Origin of the sequence: Klebsiella sp. K47 (genome assembly GCF_051858335.1) — a bacterium.
Taxonomy (GTDB): domain Bacteria; phylum Pseudomonadota; class Gammaproteobacteria; order Enterobacterales; family Enterobacteriaceae; genus Klebsiella; species Klebsiella pneumoniae.
The window spans coordinates 221367-238921 of the sequence record NZ_JBPYUI010000002.1; the positions used below are offsets into that span (position 1 = coordinate 221367).

The window sequence follows — 17555 nt, forward strand, 5'->3', positions numbered from 1 at the left end:
CAGGTTAGCGAAAGCTGGCATTTGTTTTACTTTTGGCACACATAAAGTCAAAATTAAGAATTCGTTACGCTGCGTAGGGATAACCCAGCGAGGCGACGATTATACCTGAAGAAAGGACTTTAGATGCTCTTAGCGACGGCTCTGTTAATTATTGGTTTATTGCTGGTTGTCTACAGTGCCGATCGTCTGGTCTATGCCGCCTCCATCCTGTGTCGTATGTTGGGGATCCCGCCGCTGATCATCGGCATGACAGTGGTCAGTATCGGCACCAGCCTGCCTGAGATCATGGTCGCCACCGCGGCCTCGCTGCACGGGCAGACCGATCTGGCGGTCGGCACCGCGCTCGGATCTAATATCACCAATATCTTATTGATCCTCGGTCTCGCCGCCTTACTCAGGCCATTTACCGTGCATTCTGATATTCTGCGCCGCGAATTACCGCTAATGTTGCTGGTCAGCGTGCTGGCGGGACTGGTGCTCTACGATGGACAACTGACCCGTCTCGACGGGCTATTTTTACTGGCGTTAGCGCTTCTGTGGCTGCTGTTCACCATCAAAATCGCTCGCCTGGCGGAGCGCCAGGGAAGCGATAGCCTGACCCGCGAACAGCTGGCGGAGCTGCCACGCGAAGGGTCGCTGCCGGTCGCCCTGCTCTGGTTAGGGGTAGCGATGATCGTCATGCCGATGGCGACCCGCATGGTGGTGGATAACAGTACAGTGCTGGCAAACTATTTCGCCATCAGCGAACTGACCGTCGGCCTGACGGTGGTGGCGATAGGCACCAGCCTGCCGGAGCTGGCCACCGCCATCGCCGGGGCGCGGAAAGGGGAAGATGATATTGCCATCGGCAATATCATCGGCGCCAATATCCTTAATATCGCACTGGTGCTGGGTTTACCGGCGCTGATCGCGCCGGGGAGCTTTGCGACCGAAGCCTTCACTCGCGATTATGGCGTGATGCTGCTGGTCAGCCTGATCTTCGCAGTGCTGTGCTGGCGCCGTCAGCAGCAGCCGGGACGACTGGTTGGCGCGCTGCTGGTCGGCGGCTTTGTGGTTTGGTTGGCGATGCTGTTTTGGACAGCACCGCTCTTCGTTGAATGATTCGGGATAACATCATGTCGCAAATAGATTTGCCCACGGATTTTGACTTTCAACAGGCAGGCCGTCAGGTGCTGGAAATTGAACGTGAAGGTCTGGCCCAGCTCGATCAATACATAAATGAAGACTTTACCCATGCCTGCGAAACGATTTTCCGCTGCGGCGGGAAAGTCGTGGTGATGGGGATGGGCAAATCCGGCCACATCGGCCGCAAAATGGCGGCAACCTTCGCCAGTACCGGCACCTCGGCATTTTTTGTCCACCCCGGCGAAGCGGCGCACGGTGATTTAGGTATGGTCACCCCGCAGGATGTGGTAATTGCGCTGTCGAACTCCGGCGAATCGAATGAAATCCTCGCGCTGATCCCGGTCCTCAAGCGCCAGCAGGTGAAGCTTATCTGTATCACCAGCCGGCCGGAGAGCAGCATGGCGCGCGCGGCGGATATCCATCTGTGCGTGAAAGTGCCGAAGGAGGCCTGCCCGTTAGGACTGGCGCCCACGTCGAGCACCACCGCCGCGCTGGTGATGGGTGATGCCCTCGCCGTCGCCCTGCTGGAAGCCCGCGGCTTTACCGCTGAGGATTTCGCCCTGTCGCATCCGGGCGGCGCACTCGGCCGTAAGCTGTTGCTGCGGGTCAATGATATTATGCATACCGGTGATGAAATCCCGCACGTCGGTCTGCAGGCGACCCTGCGCGATGCGCTGCTGGAAATCACGCGTAAAAATTTAGGCATGACCGCTATCTGCGATGACGATATGAACATCATCGGTATTTTTACCGACGGTGACCTGCGCCGGGTCTTCGATACCGGCGTTGATATGCGCGATGCCAGCATTGCCGACGTCATGACCCGGGGAGGTATCCGCATCCGCCCCGGCACTCTGGCGGTGGATGCGCTAAACCTGATGCAATCCCGTCATATCACCTGCGTGCTGGTTGCCGATGGCGACCATCTGCTGGGTGTGGTACATATGCACGATCTGCTGCGCGCGGGCGTAGTGTAAGTAAGGAAAAAATAATGAATAATGCTGATGCTCAGTTAGCGACCTGCTACGGGCCGGTAAGCCAGGCGTTTGTCGATCGCGCGGCGAAGATCCGTCTACTGATCCTTGATGTCGACGGTGTATTATCCGACGGGCTTATCTATATGGGTAATCACGGCGAGGAGCTGAAAGCGTTTAACGTCCGTGATGGCTATGGTATCCGCTGCGCGCTGACCTCGGGTATTGAAGTGGCGATTATTACCGGGCGAAAAGCTAAACTGGTAGAAGATCGCTGTCAGACGCTGGGCATCACGCATTTGTACCAGGGGCAGTCGGACAAGCTGCTGGCGTTCCGCGATCTGACGGACAAACTGCACGTGCGGCCGGAAGAAGTCGCCTACATCGGCGACGATCTTATTGACTGGCCGGTGATGGCCGAAGTGGGCCTTAGCGTCGCCGTCGCCGATGCGCATCCGCTGCTGCTACCGCGGGCGAATTATGTCACGCGAATTAACGGCGGACGCGGCGCGGTACGCGAAGTCTGCGATTTGTTACTATTGGCGCAGGGCAAGTTGGATGAGGCCAAAGGGCAATCAATATGAGTAAAACCAGACGTTGGGTTATCATTTTACTGTCGCTGCTCGCGCTGATCCTTATCGGCCTGAATCTGGCGAATACGGACGACACGGCCCAGCCGGAGGTCAATCCTAACGACCCTACGTATAAAAGCGAACATACCGACACCGTGGTATACAGTCCGGAAGGCGCCCTGAGCTATCGGCTGATTGCCGAGCACGTGGAATATTTTTCCGATCAGGAGGTCTCCTGGTTTACCAAACCGGTGATGACCACCTTTGATACTAACAAGGTGCCTACCTGGTCGGTCAGAGCAGACAAAGCGAAGCTGACGAATGACCGGATGCTCTATCTTTACGGGCACGTTGAGGTGAATGCGCTCGCGCCAGATTCTCAACTGCGCAAAATTACGACGGATAACGCCCAGATAAATCTGGTAACGCAGGACGTTACCTCCGATGACATGGTGACGTTATACGGCACCACATTTAATTCCAGCGGCCTGAAAATGCGTGGAAACCTTCGCAGCAAAAATGCCGAGCTGATTGAAAAGGTGAGAACCTCTTATGAAATTCAGAACAAACAAACTCAGCCTTAAGATTGCGCTCGCCGGCGCGTTACTGGCCGCCAGCCTGCCGGCCCTCGCCAAGACGGGCGATACCGATCAGCCGATCCATATCGAATCCGATCAGCAGTCGCTGGACATGCAGGGCAATGTCGTCACCTTCACCGGTAACGTGGTCGTGACCCAGGGGACGATCAAGATTAACGCTGATAAAGTGGTGGTCACCCGTCCAGGCAACGAGAAAGGCAAAGAGGTGATCGAAGGTTTCGGTAACCCGGCTACTTTCTATCAGATGCAGGATAACGGCAAGCCGGTAAAAGGCCGGGCGTCGAAAATGCGCTACGAGCTGCAGAACGATTACGTCGTGCTGACGGGCAACGCTTATCTGGAACAGCTCGACAGCAACATCAAGGGCGACAAGATCACCTATCTGGTGAAAGAGCAAAAAATGCAGGCCTTCAGCGACAAAGGTCGACGCGTCACCACCGTTCTGGTGCCGTCCGAGCTGCAGGACAAAAGCGGCAACCAGCAAAAGAAGAGTAACTAATCCGTTATGGCAACCTTAACTGCGAAGAATCTCGCTAAAGCGTATAAAGGCCGCCGCGTGGTGGAAGATGTCAGTCTCACCGTTAACTCGGGCGAGATTGTCGGCTTGCTCGGCCCGAACGGCGCCGGTAAAACGACCACCTTCTACATGGTGGTCGGGATTGTGCCCCGCGACGCAGGCAATATCATCATCGATGACGAAGACATCAGCCTGCTGCCGCTGCACGCGCGCGCGCGACGGGGCATCGGCTACCTGCCGCAGGAAGCGTCGATTTTCCGTCGCCTCAGCGTCTATGACAACCTGATGGCGGTCCTGCAGATCCGTGACGATTTAACCAGCGAACAACGGGAAGATCGCGCTAAAGAGCTGATGGAAGAGTTTCATATTGAGCACCTGCGCGACAGCCTCGGTCAGGCGCTCTCCGGTGGTGAACGCCGCCGCGTCGAAATCGCCCGCGCGCTGGCGGCGAATCCGAAATTTATTCTTCTGGATGAACCCTTTGCCGGCGTGGATCCGATCTCCGTTATCGATATTAAACGCATCATTGAGCACCTGCGCGACAGCGGTCTCGGCGTTCTGATTACCGACCATAACGTCCGTGAGACCCTCGCGGTCTGCGAACGCGCGTATATTGTCAGTCAGGGACACCTTATCGCTCATGGTACACCGCAGCAGATCCTCGAAGATGAGCAGGTTAAGCGCGTGTATCTTGGGGAAGACTTCAGACTCTGATAGGGTAGAGGTTACAGACGTTTTAGCCGGAGATATTTACCCTGAACATGAAGCAAGGTTTGCAATTAAGGCTTAGCCAACAGCTTGCCATGACGCCGCAGCTGCAGCAGGCGATTCGTTTGCTGCAGTTGTCCACGTTAGAACTCCAGCAAGAGCTCCAGCAAGCGCTGGAAAGTAACCCGTTGCTTGAGCAAACCGATCTTCACGACGAGGTAGAGGCAAAAGAGGTGGAGGACCGCGAGTCCCTCGATACCGTCGATGCGCTTGAGCAAAAAGAGATGCCCGACGAACTGCCTCTCGATGCCAGCTGGGATGAAATCTATACCGCTGGCACGCCGTCGGGTAACGGCGTCGACTATCAGGACGACGAGCTTCCCGTCTATCAAGGCGAGACCACCCAGACGCTGCAGGACTATCTGATGTGGCAGGTTGAGCTGACGCCTTTCACCGACACCGACCGCGCTATTGCCACCTCTATCGTCGACGCCGTCGACGATACGGGCTACCTCACGATTCAGATTGAAGATATTGTCGACAGCATCGGCGATGACGAGATCGGCCTGGAGGAGGTGGAAGCGGTCCTCAAGCGAATCCAGCGTTTTGATCCGGTTGGCGTCGCAGCGAAAGATCTGCGCGACTGCCTGCTGATCCAGCTGTCGCAATTTGCTAAAGAGACGCCGTGGCTGGAAGAGGCGCGGCTGATTATCAGCGACCATCTTGATCTGCTGGCCAACCATGATTTCCGCACTCTAATGCGAGTCACCCGCCTGAAAGAAGAGGTGCTTAAAGAGGCGGTCAACCTGATCCAGTCCCTGGATCCTCGCCCTGGCCAGTCCATTCAGACCAGCGAACCGGAATATGTCATCCCGGATGTGCTGGTGCGCAAGGTGAGCGGCCGCTGGACCGTCGAGCTCAACGCCGACAGCATTCCACGGTTGAAAATAAATCAGCAGTATGCGGCAATGGGCAACAGCGCCCGCAATGACGCCGACGGCCAGTTCATTCGCAGCAATCTGCAGGAAGCCCGCTGGCTGATTAAAAGTCTGGAAAGCCGCAACGATACCCTGCTGCGCGTCAGCCGCTGCATCGTAGAGCAGCAGCAGGCTTTTTTCGAACAGGGTGAAGAGTATATGAAGCCGATGGTGCTGGCCGATATCGCCCAGGCCGTCGAGATGCATGAATCGACGATTTCCCGTGTCACCACGCAAAAATATCTGCACAGTCCGCGCGGTATTTTTGAACTGAAGTATTTCTTCTCCAGCCATGTGAATACCGAAGGCGGAGGCGAAGCCTCGTCGACGGCGATTCGCGCGCTGGTGAAGAAGCTCATCGCCGCGGAAAACCCCGCGAAACCGTTGAGCGACAGTAAGCTCACCTCCATGCTGTCCGAGCAGGGTATTATGGTGGCGCGCCGCACTGTCGCGAAGTACAGAGAGTCTTTATCCATCCCGCCGTCAAACCAGCGTAAACAACTGGTCTGACATAACCGATAAGGAAGACACTATGCAGCTCAACATTACAGGACACAACGTCGAAATTACGCCTGCGATGCGCGAATTCGTTACGGCGAAGTTCAGCAAGCTGGAGCAATTTTTCGACCGGATCAATCAGGTCTATATTGTGTTAAAAGTAGAGAAAGTGACGCAAATTGCGGACGCGAATCTGCATGTCAACGGTGGCGAAATCCATGCCAGTGCGGAAGGGCAGGATATGTATGCGGCTGTCGATGGTCTTATCGACAAGCTGGCAAGACAGTTAACGAAGCACAAAGATAAACTAAAACAACACTAATTGTCCGGGCCCCCTTGCGCCCGCCGCTGGATATCATCGGCGACGGGCGCGGGGGCGCTCAGGTGAAATTATGATGAACAACGATTCGGCTCTACAACTGAGCAACGTCCTGAACCAGGAATGTACCCGTAGCCAGGTGCACTGCCAGAGCAAGAAGCGTGCTCTGGAAATCATCAGCGAACTGGCCGCCAAACAGTTAAGTTTGCCGCCGCAGGTGGTGTTCGAAGCGATCCTCACCCGCGAAAAAATGGGCAGTACCGGGATCGGCAATGGTATTGCCATTCCCCACGGAAAACTGGAAGAGGATACGCTGCGTGCTGTCGGCGTTTTTGTCCAGCTGGAAACCCCCATCGCCTTCGACGCGATCGACAATCAGCCTGTCGACCTGCTGTTCGCGCTGCTGGTGCCGGCCGACCAGACAAAAACTCACCTGCATACGCTCTCCCTGGTGGCCAAACGGCTGGCGGACAAAGCGATTTGTCGTCGCCTGCGCGCGGCGCAGAGCGATGAAGAGTTGTATGAGATCATTACCGAAGCAGGAAGCAGCGATGACGCATAACGGCAGTCGCACCTTATCCTTTATCGTACTGAGGAGAAACGGTACATGGTACTGATGATCGTCAGCGGCCGCTCGGGCTCGGGGAAATCCGTCGCTCTGCGAGCGCTGGAAGATATGGGCTTTTACTGCGTGGATAACCTGCCGGTCGTGCTGCTGCCCGACCTGGCGCGGTCGCTGGCTGACCGTAATATCTCCGCGGCCGTCAGCATCGACGTGCGTAACATGCCGGAATCCCCGGAGATCTTCGAGCAGGCGATGCAGAATCTGCCGGAATGTTTTTCTCCGCAGCTGCTGTTCCTTGATGCCGACCGCAATACCCTGATCCGCCGGTACAGCGATACCCGTCGCCTGCACCCGCTCTCCAGCAAGAATCTTTCGCTGGAAAGCGCCATCGACGAAGAGAGCGATCTGCTGGAGCCCCTGCGCTCCCGCGCCGATCTGATCGTCGATACGTCGGAAATGTCGGTGCATGAGCTGGCCGAGATGCTGCGTACCCGACTGCTGGGTAAACGCGAGCGTGAACTGACGATGGTCTTCGAATCCTTCGGCTTCAAGCACGGTATTCCGATCGATGCCGATTACGTCTTTGACGTGCGCTTTCTGCCCAACCCGCACTGGGATCCGAAACTGCGTCCAATGACCGGCCTGGATAAACCAGTGGCCGCCTTCCTCGATCGGCACACTGAAGTGCACAACTTTATTTATCAGACCCGAAGCTATCTTGAGCTATGGTTACCGATGCTGGAGACCAACAATCGCAGCTATCTGACGGTGGCCATTGGCTGTACCGGCGGTAAACATCGTTCGGTTTATATTGCTGAACAACTGGCTGACTACTTCCGCTCGCGCGGCAAGAACGTGCAGTCTCGTCATCGGACGCTGGAAAAACGTAAATCATGACCGTAAAGCAGACCGTTGAAATCACCAATAAGCTGGGCATGCACGCCCGCCCGGCGATGAAGCTGTTCGAACTGATGCAGAATTTCGATGCCGAAGTACTGCTGCGCAACGATGAAGGCACGGAGGCGGAAGCCAACAGCGTGATTGCCCTGCTGATGCTGGACTCGGCGAAAGGGCGACAGATAGAGGTGGAGGCCAGCGGTCCGCAGGAAGTTGAAGCCCTCGCCGCGGTGATTGCCCTGTTTAACGCTGGCTTTGACGAAGACTAAACGTGACGCTTCCCGGCGGCGGACGACTGGCGATTGTACCAGCCCCGGCGCCGGAGTAACCCGCTAATAGAGCTTATGATCGCGCATGAACCCTTCCCCGCCCAGCTGTCGCATCTGGCGTAAGATCCAGGCCTGACGACTGCGCACATAGCCTGACGGCGCATCGGCGCGATAGCGGATCGGGTTCGGCAGCACCGCGGCCAGCAGAGCCGCTTCCCCCGGCGTCAGCTGACTGGCGGGTTTATGAAAATAGCGCTGGGCGGCCGCTTCCACACCAAATATCCCATCGCCGAACTCGGCAATATTCAGGTAGACGGTCAGGATCCGCTTTTTACTCCACACGGTTTCGATCCCGACTGTCAGCCCGGCTTCCAGCCCCTTACGCAGCCAGCTGCGGCCATCCCATAAAAACAGGTTTTTCGCCGTCTGCTGCGACAGCGTTGACGCGCCGCGAATCCGGGTATCATGCCGCTCATTGTGCGCCAGCGCTTTCTCAATCGCCGACACGTCGAACCCCCAGTGTTCCGGGAACTTCTGATCTTCGGCGGCAATCACCGCCAGCCCCATCCATGGGGAGATCTTATCCATGGCAACCCAGTCGGAATGCGCCAGATAATGGAAATCACCGGACAGCCAGGCGCTCACCTGCCGCTCAAGCATCACCGCCGAAAACGGCACCGGCAGCACGCTAAACAGCGCGATCCCCCCGCCCCAGAGGACGGCGGCGATCAGCAGCAGACGCAATGCCAGACGTTTCAGCAGCGCAAAGGGCGCAACGCGGAGCCTCATGCGCTCAGCGCCAGCACGCGGGCCACCAGCTTCTCAATTCCGGTGGCGGCTTGCGCAATGTCCTCCGCCAGCATATACGCCGGAGTGGTGACCACTTTGTTGTCTTCATCCACCACGATGTCGTCGACCGGGCAAGGCACGTGCTCTGCCCCCATCTCTTCCACCACATCGGCGGTATCAAGATCGGTCCCAATGGTTATCCGCAGCGGAAACGCAAAGATCTTCGGTAGCATCGCCGGGGCAATGCACATAAAGCCCAGCGGCTTGCCGGTCTGATGCATCGCCAGCGCCAGGGCCCGCAGATCGGGATCCACCTGGCATTCGCTGCCCTCGGCGGCGAAGCTGCTTAGATTTTTCGCCGCGCCGAAGCCGCCAGGGACGATCAGCGCGTCCAGCGTCTCCGCACGCGCCTGCACCAGCGGCAGGATGTCGCCGCGGGCGATACGCGCTGCTTCCACCAGCACATTGCGCTGCTCTGGCATCGCCTCCCCGGTCAGATGGTTGATGACATCGCGCTGCGGTTTATCGGGCGCAAAGCACACTGCCTGCGCGCCGTTGCGCGCGATCGCCAGCAGGGTAATCACCGCCTCATGGATTTCACTGCCGTCGTACACGCCGCAGCCGCCCAGTACCACACCAATTTTTTTCATCGCTTTCGCTCCTCCATGCAACTCGCTGAAACCAGTCAAAAATGTCGATTAACTCGCTATGCTTCACATATTTTACTGATTCATGTAACAAATTAGTTAAGCTTTGCTATCTTAATGAGCGAGCAATCCACTTCTTCGGTTGCGCCACGTAACAACATCACTCAAACAACACTGGCTCAACCACCAGTTCCCTGGTGTTGGCGCAGTATTCGCGCACCCCGGTCTGTCCGGGGTCATTTTTTGCTGGCTTTCGCCACCCACGCCTTCAGTACCGCTACATCGTTTTGCCACTCGGATTTCATCTCTTCAACCCATTCAGCGACATTATCAGACCAGGCAGGCAGATCCGGAGTCTGGATCTGCTGGCCCAGCTGCTGGATGTGGCGCAGTCCGATAGAACCGGCCGCCCCTTTGATCTTATGCCCCTCTTCGACAATCCCTTTTTGGTCGCGGGCGGTCAGATTAGACTCCAGAACGGACATGTAGCCCGGCATCATCTTCTCAAACACCGCGAGACCATCGTTGATAAGCTTCGGTCCCACCAGCTCGATATATTGCTCCAGCATATCGGTATCCAGCACCGCGTCGGCTTTATGCAGATCGGCCGCCGGCGCTTCCTGCGCTTCCTCATCCGGTGCATCCCAGAATTTCTTGATCATGGCCGTTAGCGCTGGCACCGATAGCGGCTTACTCAATACATCGTCCATCCCGGCGTCGAGATACTCTTTTTTATTCTTCAGCACGTTGGCGGTCAGGGCGACCAGCGGCGGTAGCTCGTCAGCGGCAAAGCGCTGTTTCAGTTCCCGGGAAATATCCAGTCCGGTCATGTCCGGTAACTGAATATCCAACAGCACAAGGTCATATTCGCCTGGCTCAAACATCTCCAGCGCGGCTTTCCCGGTCATCGCCACATCAACGCTGTTACCCAGTTTTTCCAGCACTGAACGGGCCACAATAACGTTGAGCTCAATGTCCTCAACCAGCAGCACGTTGAGCGCCGGTAATGGCATGTCGTCTTCCGCCAGCGTATCTTCCACTTCTTCCGCAATGGCAGGCGCATGGACGGTAAGCGTAAAGGTCGCCCCTTTACCCGGCTGGCTGGTAACGCTGATATCACCGCCCATATTACGCGCCAGGCGACGCGAGACGGCGAGACCAATCCCGGTTCCGGTGGCCGGTTTGCCGCCGTGGCTGTCTTTGACCTGGTAATACATGGCGAAAATTTTGTCCTGTTCCGCTTCAGGAATACCAATTCCGGAGTCTTCCACTTCGAAGTGCAGGATATCGCCTTCGTCATAGCGCACGCGGACGTTTACCCCTCCGCCCTGCGGGGTAAACTTCACGGCGTTACTGATAAGATTCCACAGGATCTGCCGCAGGCGGGTCCCATCCGTGATTACCTTATGCGGCAGCGGCAGGCTCGGCTCCAGCACAAAGCGCAGCCCCTTCTGCTGTGCCTGCAGGCCGGATAGGTTTTCAAGGTCGGCAAGGAAGCTGGTGAAGTCCACCGGCTGGTTATCGAGCTGCACCTTGCGGCGCTCCATTTTGTCCATGTCGATAATATCATTGAAGATATTCCCCAGCGTCACCGCCGAGACATGGATAGTTTTCAGGTATTTTTCCTGCTCGCTGGTCAGTTCGGTATCCAGCAAAATTCGGCTCAGCCCGACGATCCCGTTTAGCGGGGTACGCAGCTCATGACTGATGGTGGAAATAAAGGTGGTTTTATCCCGGCTGGCGCGCTCAAGAGCGTCCTGATAGCGTTTACGTTCGGTGATATCGCGGCCGAAGCCCATCAGGCCGCGACGCTTACCGACGCGATCGTAGTAGGGGACCTTGCGGATTTCAAAGCACGCTTTGCGGCCATCGGGATAGTCCAGCCACTGCTCATAGGTCAGCGATACATTATGGCGGAACACCTTCTCGTCGGTCTCCAGTACCTTTTCCGCCGCCTCTTCGCTATAGACGTCCTGCGGTTTGAGGTGGATCAGCTGTTTTTCGCTTTTGCCGGTCAGCAGCTCCATCGCCCGGTTACAGCCTGAAAACTCCTTATCCTCATTGCGATAGAAGACCAGGTCCGGGGAAGCATCAAGGAAAGAGCGCAGAAAGGAGGATTGCTGTTCGAGCTGGATCTGCGTCTCTTCACGCTCTTTCATCTCAATCTTCAACTGCTCGAGGGTGGTCTCGCGCTCGGCTTCCGCTTTTTCACGTTCGCCAATCTCCTGATTCAACTGCGCGATGTTATCTTTCAGTTGGACGTTCAGCTTTAGATCGCGCTCACGCATCTCCTCCAGCTTGTCCACCAGCCGCGAAAGACGCTGACGGGACTCTTCGAGCTGCTCCACCACCACCGAGAGAAAGTAGACCGCCCAAGGCGTGATCAGCAGGCCAAAGAAGATAGAGCGGATAACGTCGATACTTTCAACCTGGCCATGCAGCACCATGGTAACCGCCATCTGTACCACGATGGCCAGTACCACCAGCGCAAGAGCCAACAGCATCGAAAAGCGGACCAGACCCAGCTTCATCATCAGGTCGACATAATACTGCGCCAGCATACGAATTTGCTTCATAGGGGATTCCTTCACGACAACTCCGCACAATAATACTCAATTCTGAGCAATGCGCTGTAAGTTGTGCAAAAAATGCGGGCAGGAGTCGATACGGCGGCCGGCCGCTGAGGCGAACCAGCCGCAAAAGAGGGGGATCAGGAGAGGGATTAACGCTTGCTTAACGCCTCCCAGAGTCCTTTCAGGTAGGTCACGCCGAGGGCGCGGTCGAACAAGCCATAGCCCGGCCGTCCGGTCTCTCCCCAGATAAAGCGACCATGATCCGGGCGAATATAGCCGTCGAATCCGTTGTCATACAGCGCTTGCATCACTTTGTACATATCCAGGGAGCCGTACTCTGACGGATGGGCGCACTCGTAAAAGTCTTTATCCTGCATCAGCTTTATATTGCGGACGTGGGCAAAATGAATTCGCTTACGCCGCGTAAATTCGGCCAGGATGGCGTACACGTCATTATCAGGATCTTCGGCAATCGAGCCGGTGCAGAGCGTAATGCCGTTGGCGGGTGAATCGACGGCCCGGCAGATCCAGTCCAGATCGTCGCGGTTTTTGACCACCCGCGGCAGGCCAAAAATGGAGTACGGCGGGTCGTCCGGGTGGATCGCCATTTTCACCCCAACCTCTTCGCAAACCGGGATCACCGCCTGCAGAAAATAAACCAGGTTCTCCCGCAGCTTCTGATCATCCACCGCGCTATATTTGGCAAACAGGGTCTGCACCTCCGCCAGCCGTTCCGGCTCCCAGCCCGGCAAGGCGAAGCCGTTTGAATTCTCAAGCACCTCCTTCACCACGTCTTCCAGCCGCTTATCGATATCTTTCTTCTCAAACGCCATCGTCAGCGAGCCATCCGGCAGGACGTAGTTCATATCCGTCTTCATCCAGTCGAAAACCGGCATGAAGTTATAGCAGATGACTTTAACGCCAAAGCGGGCAAGGTTGCGGATGGTCTGCTGGTAGTTGGCAATATAGCGGTCACGGGTAGGTAGGCCGATTTTGATGTCGTCATGGATGTTGACGCTCTCGATCACCTCCATTTTCAGGCCTGCGGCATGGGCCTGACCGACCAGACGCTCAATTTTATCCACCGGCCATACTTCGCCCACCGCGACGTCGTAGAGCGCGCCGACCACCCCCTCAACGCCAGGCACCTGGCGAATATGTTCTAATGAAATCTTGTCTTCCTCTGGTCCAAACCAGCGCATTGTCATCTGCATTGTCTTCACCTGCTCAACTTAGTTTAATTTACCCTACTACCATACCAGTAATCATAAATGATTGAGCGTTGGCTGTCGTGATAGCGATCACATTCCTGCCGACCGGCTCGCCAGCGGCGAATGCGTCGGCGCATTCATAATTTTTTTCAATTTATTTCAATAGATTAATCATGCTATGGCTTTTTCTGCCGAGCTTTCTCAAATGTGATCCAGGCCTGATTATGATCTTTTGCATACTTGTATGGTAATAAAAGTAGCGTAATTTGTTCAGAAAAAAGACAATGGAAGGAATCAAAATGAGAAGCGTCGTCGTCAAAGAGCCAGGCCAACTGAACATTGAATCACGTCCGGTTCCAGTTCCGGGCGCCCATGAAGTACGGGTGAAAATTGCTTTTGCCGGGATCTGTGGTTCCGATGTACACATCTATCACGGCCACAACCCTTTCGCGAAATATCCCCGCGTCATCGGCCATGAATTCTATGGCATCATCGACGCCGTCGGCGAGCAGGTATCTCCGGCACGCATCGGCGAGCGTGTCGCGGTGGACCCCGTTGTCAGCTGCGGCCATTGTTATCCTTGCTCGGTAGGAAGGCCGAATGTCTGTACGCAGCTCCAGGTCATAGGAGTTCACCGCGACGGGGGATTTAGCGACTATGCCTGCGTGCCGGCGAAAAATGCCTGGCGCATCCCCGAGGCTATCAGCGACCGTCAGGCAACGATGGTTGAGCCTTTTACCATCGCGGCAAATATTACCGCCCAGCTGCAGCCCACGGCGCAAGATATTGCCCTGGTTTACGGCGCTGGCCCGATGGGGCTGACAATCATTCAGGCGCTAAAGGGGGTATATGGCGTTAAGCAGGTGATCGTCGTGGATCGCATTGCCGAACGTCTGCAGATGGCCCGGGAAAACGGCGCCGATCTGACGCTCGATAACACTGACCAGCCGCTCGCGGAACAGCTGGCGCAGCGGCAGCTTGCCCCCACGCTGGTCATTGATGCCGCCTGCCACCCGGCGATCCTGCAGGAAGCCATTCTCCTCGCCTCCCCCGCCGCCCGCATCGGTATACTCGGTTTCTCCGGCGAGGCCTCGACCCTCACTCAGCAAAGCATCACCAGTAAAGAAATTTCTATTTTCTCCTCCCGGCTGAACAGCGGGCGTTTTCCGCTGGTCATCGACTGGATGGAGAAAGGCCTTATTCGTCCGGAGGCGTTAATCACCCATTGTATGCCGCTGGAGCAGGTGAAAGAGGCCATGGAGATTTTTGCTAACGACCGTAAGACCTGCTGCAAAGTGCTGCTGCAGCTGGGTTAAACCGGCATCGTATAGAATAACGGCCGACGGATATCTGCGTATCCGCCGCGCCTGATATAAATAATATAATGAGCATGGTGTTATCATGGGAAAAAATATCCGCTGGATTATCGTCCTGTTATTATTTTTAGTATATATGATAAATTATCTTGACCGGGTGGCATTATCCATTACGGTCCCGATGATTGAAAAGGACCTTGCACTTAACGCTGAACAATTCGGCATTATTTTCGGCAGCTTTTTCTTCGGCTACGCGGTATTTAATTTTATTGGCGGTTTGGCCGTGGATAAGTTTGGCGCAACGCTGGTAATGGGCCTGGCGGTCGGTCTGTGGTCGCTGTTTTGCGGCTTAACCGCGGTAGCCACCGGCTTTTATTCCATGCTGGTGCTGCGGGTGCTTTTCGGGATGGCGGAAGGCCCGATCTGCGCATCGGCGAACAAGATGATCAACGGCTGGTTTCCTAAAAAGCAAGCGGCTACCGCCGTCGGCTTTCTCAGCGCAGGCTCTCCGCTGGGCGGCGCGGTCGCCGGCCCCATCGTCGGTTACCTGGCCCTGGCATTCGGCTGGCGCCCGGCTTTTATGATTATTTTCGCTATCGGTATTGTATGGATGATAGCGTGGTTTTTCATTGCCGCTAATTCGCCCGAAAAGCACAAAAAAGTCAGCCAGGAAGAACTTAAGCTGATTAATAAAATGAAAGAAGAAGAAGTCGCGCTGGAAACAATAGAAAATCAAACAGCTCACTCGCTGGGTTATTATTTGAAACAGCCAATTATTCTGGTAACGGCATTTGCCTTCTTCTGCTACAACTATATTCTGTTTTTCTTTCTCAGCTGGTTCCCGTCCTATCTGGTACAACAGCACCATCTGGATATTAAACAGATGAGCCTTACCACTATGATCCCATGGATAGTCGGCTTTGTCGGTCTGGCGCTTGGGGGCTATATTTCCGATAAAATTTTTAAACTCACCGGGCGCCTGCTGCTGTCGCGCAAAATTGTGCTGGTGGTATGCCTGCTGATGGCCGCTATCTGCGTGGGACTGGCGGGTACCGTCAGCAGCGTCGTGCCTGCCGTTCTGCTGATGTCGGTCTCCATCTTTTTCCTCTATGTAACCGGGGCGATCTACTGGGCGATTATCCAGGACGTGGTGCATAAATCCCGCGTCGGCGGCGCCAGCGGCTTTATCCATCTTATCGGCAGCGTCTCCGGCATCGTGGGGCCGATTGTTACCGGCTATATCGTGCAGTCTACTGGTAAATTTGACAGCGCTTTCGTACTCGCCGGCACTATCGCCGCGCTTGGCGCCCTGCTGGTGCTGTTCGTGATCAAAACTCCGCGTGTGACGATGAAAGCCAGCCAGGCATAAATGGCAGGAGCGCGATGTCCGGCATTGTTCCGGACATCACGCTCGTACTTCTCACTCAGCCTGGGGAGCAACCCAGCTACGGCCCAGCGCCGAGCCCTGAGCGCCCTGCTGATTCAGATAACGATCCAGTTCAACCATGCCGGTCCAGCGATTTTCACACCACAGCGGCGCCAACAGCGTGGGCCGACGGGCGCTGGCGGAAATACGGTGGTAGATCACCTCCGGCGGCGTATGGCGGATCATCTCTCCAGCGGTGACGGTATACGCCTCCAGCTCAATGCCATCGAGACGCCCGGCCTGCCACGCTTTGGCCATAATGCTGCCTTTCACAATATGCAGTGGATGCAATTTGATCCCATCCACGCCGGTCGCCACTACCTGCTCCAGCGTCTGCAGACAATGCCCCTGGCTCTCTCCGGGCAGACCGACGATCAGATGCGCACAGACTTTCAGCCCCCGCTCTCGCGCCAGGCGCGCGGTACGCTGATAACAGGCGAAATCGTGTCCACGGTTAATGCGATGCAGGGTCTTGTCATGAGCAGTTTGCAGCCCCAGCTCCAGCCATACCTCATACCCTTGCTGATGGTATTCACTCAGCAGGTCAAGGACCGCCTGCGGAACGCAGTCCGGGCGGGTGCCGACGCACAGGCCAACGATATTTGCGGCACTGACGGCCTGACGATACATTGAACGGAGCACCTGCACTTCAGCGAAGGTGCTGGTGTAGGCCTGAAAATAGGCCAGATAGCGCTTCGCACGGTTGACGAGCTGCGCCTGATGAGCGAGCTGTTCGGCGATAGAGCGATGCTGCTGCGCCTCATCGGCAAACGATGCCACGTTACAGAAAGTGCAACCGCCGCGGCCCAGCGTGCCGTCGCGGTTTGGGCAGCTAAAACCGCCGTGCAGCGTTAGCTTATGGACCTTTTCGCCATAGCGACGCATAAGATCCCCACCAAACATATTGACTAATTTCTGTAACTGCATAATCTGATAGACCGCCCTCAACAAAGGGGGCCAAGCCTGCCACTTTTCGTCACCGACGGCGATGACCTGGATCAATCGTCAGCGCGGCGACCAACCCTATTGCATAAACAATCAAGATTACTGCAATTTCATTCAACCACCAGGTGATGAGTTTTCCTTATATTTTATCTTCGCATTGCCCTAATCTGCTTTCTGGTAAAAAACGGTATTAATGTCCAGTAGTTAAAAATATTGCAGTCAAATATGCTAATAATGAAATATATTTCAGCGCATATTGGTAATGCAAAGCCGCGTGCACAGTGAGACAGATCACACTAGCCGCACCACCAGCAGGCGTATTCAAAGCGTAAAAATTGCCATTATTTTCTTTAATAACAATTAGTTAACTTGTGTATAGCACATTTTTGTATTAATAAGATTGCCATTTGACGTAAGTGTGGATTCCCGATAAGTTGGGAATCCGCTGGAAGCTTTCTGGATGAGCACTCTGCTCATCATATTTATGCAGTAATTGAGATTCCCTCTTAACAGCAAGTCCTCAAACTTGTGTACCGATGCGAAAAGGATTTAAAGAGGGCGAATGCGAGGTGTAAACCCCGTCGCCATGCTCTTTCTGTGCCTGTGCGCAATCGGTATCGGAGGGTGT

The 17555-nt window shown here is 55.6% G+C and carries 18 protein-coding genes; 13 read left to right on the forward strand and 5 right to left on the reverse strand.

The genetic code is table 11. The features are described 5' to 3' along the window. Positions 1–123: 123 nt before the first annotated feature. The 11 genes from RRF55_RS02880 to npr all read left to right on the forward strand — a co-directional run bounded on the left by RRF55_RS02880 (position 124) and on the right by npr (position 8020). Positions 124–1101, forward strand: a complete 978-nt coding sequence (locus tag RRF55_RS02880) for a calcium/sodium antiporter (RefSeq protein WP_002918397.1) — start codon at positions 124–126, stop codon at positions 1099–1101. Continuing rightward, the gene (gene kdsD, locus RRF55_RS02885) at positions 1098–2102 is read left to right on the forward strand and encodes an arabinose-5-phosphate isomerase KdsD (RefSeq protein WP_004144922.1); all 1005 of its coding nucleotides are present in this window, start codon (positions 1098–1100) and stop codon (positions 2100–2102) included. Before RRF55_RS02880 ends, kdsD begins: the two co-directional genes overlap by 4 nt. A gap of 14 nt (positions 2103–2116) precedes the next feature. Beyond that, positions 2117–2683, forward strand: a complete 567-nt coding sequence (gene kdsC / locus RRF55_RS02890; protein ID WP_002918405.1) for a 3-deoxy-manno-octulosonate-8-phosphatase KdsC — start codon at positions 2117–2119, stop codon at positions 2681–2683. Then, a complete protein-coding gene (gene lptC / locus RRF55_RS02895) occupies positions 2680–3255 on the forward strand; it encodes an LPS export ABC transporter periplasmic protein LptC (protein ID WP_002918413.1) in 576 nt (191 codons plus the stop codon). Before kdsC ends, lptC begins: the two co-directional genes overlap by 4 nt. Beyond that, positions 3224–3769, forward strand: a complete 546-nt coding sequence (gene lptA / locus RRF55_RS02900) for a lipopolysaccharide ABC transporter substrate-binding protein LptA (RefSeq protein WP_002918415.1) — start codon at positions 3224–3226, stop codon at positions 3767–3769. Before lptC ends, lptA begins: the two co-directional genes overlap by 32 nt. 6 nt (positions 3770–3775) lie before the next feature. Further along, positions 3776–4501: an LPS export ABC transporter ATP-binding protein gene (gene lptB, locus RRF55_RS02905; protein ID WP_002918417.1), complete on the forward strand. Its 726-nt coding sequence runs from the start codon at positions 3776–3778 to the stop codon at positions 4499–4501. Between the two features lie 47 nt (positions 4502–4548). Beyond that, on the forward strand, positions 4549–5982 hold the full coding sequence (gene rpoN, locus RRF55_RS02910) for an RNA polymerase factor sigma-54 (protein WP_002918420.1): 1434 nt from the start codon (positions 4549–4551) through the stop codon (positions 5980–5982). Positions 5983–6004: 22 nt separating this feature from the next. After that, a complete protein-coding gene (hpf, locus tag RRF55_RS02915; RefSeq protein WP_002918423.1) occupies positions 6005–6292 on the forward strand; it encodes a ribosome hibernation promoting factor in 288 nt (95 codons plus the stop codon). Positions 6293–6362: 70 nt separating this feature from the next. Further along, entirely contained in the window at positions 6363–6851 is a 489-nt protein-coding gene (gene ptsN, locus RRF55_RS02920; RefSeq protein ID WP_004144926.1) for a PTS IIA-like nitrogen regulatory protein PtsN, read from the forward strand. A 45-nt stretch (positions 6852–6896) separates the two neighbouring features. After that, positions 6897–7751, forward strand: coding sequence for an RNase adapter RapZ (rapZ, locus tag RRF55_RS02925; protein ID WP_002918428.1), 855 nt, complete (start codon positions 6897–6899; stop codon positions 7749–7751). Beyond that, positions 7748–8020, forward strand: a complete 273-nt coding sequence (npr, locus tag RRF55_RS02930; RefSeq protein ID WP_002918431.1) for a PTS phosphocarrier protein NPr — start codon at positions 7748–7750, stop codon at positions 8018–8020. The genes rapZ and npr overlap by 4 nt, the downstream gene beginning before the upstream one ends. Before the next feature lie 63 nt (positions 8021–8083). On the opposite strand, the gene mtgA is transcribed toward npr, so the two are convergent. The 4 genes from mtgA to uxuA all read right to left on the reverse strand — a co-directional run bounded on the left by mtgA (position 8084) and on the right by uxuA (position 13243). Next, entirely contained in the window at positions 8084–8809 is a 726-nt protein-coding gene (mtgA, locus tag RRF55_RS02935) for a monofunctional biosynthetic peptidoglycan transglycosylase (RefSeq protein WP_032439011.1), read from the reverse strand. Continuing rightward, positions 8806–9459: an isoprenoid biosynthesis glyoxalase ElbB gene (elbB, locus tag RRF55_RS02940; RefSeq protein WP_004185856.1), complete on the reverse strand. Its 654-nt coding sequence runs from the start codon at positions 9457–9459 to the stop codon at positions 8806–8808. The genes mtgA and elbB overlap by 4 nt, the downstream gene beginning before the upstream one ends. Before the next feature lie 233 nt (positions 9460–9692). Continuing rightward, a complete protein-coding gene (gene arcB, locus RRF55_RS02945) occupies positions 9693–12032 on the reverse strand; it encodes an aerobic respiration two-component sensor histidine kinase ArcB (protein WP_002918444.1) in 2340 nt (779 codons plus the stop codon). Positions 12033–12178: 146 nt separating this feature from the next. Continuing rightward, complete coding sequence (uxuA, locus tag RRF55_RS02950) at positions 12179–13243, reverse strand: mannonate dehydratase (protein ID WP_004174133.1); 1065 nt, start codon at positions 13241–13243, stop codon at positions 12179–12181. Positions 13244–13539: 296 nt separating this feature from the next. Here uxuA and RRF55_RS02955 point away from each other — a divergent pair, with 296 nt between their 5' ends. Together RRF55_RS02955 and RRF55_RS02960 are read left to right on the forward strand one after the other, a co-directional pair. Further along, positions 13540–14556: a Zn-dependent oxidoreductase gene (locus tag RRF55_RS02955; protein ID WP_002918451.1), complete on the forward strand. Its 1017-nt coding sequence runs from the start codon at positions 13540–13542 to the stop codon at positions 14554–14556. Positions 14557–14641: 85 nt separating this feature from the next. Further along, positions 14642–15925: an MFS transporter gene (locus RRF55_RS02960; RefSeq protein WP_002918453.1), complete on the forward strand. Its 1284-nt coding sequence runs from the start codon at positions 14642–14644 to the stop codon at positions 15923–15925. Positions 15926–15976: 51 nt separating this feature from the next. Here the strand turns inward: RRF55_RS02960 and RRF55_RS02965 are convergent, their stop codons facing one another. After that, complete coding sequence (locus tag RRF55_RS02965; protein ID WP_002918455.1) at positions 15977–16909, reverse strand: TIGR01212 family radical SAM protein; 933 nt, start codon at positions 16907–16909, stop codon at positions 15977–15979. Positions 16910–17555 lie beyond the last annotated feature (646 nt).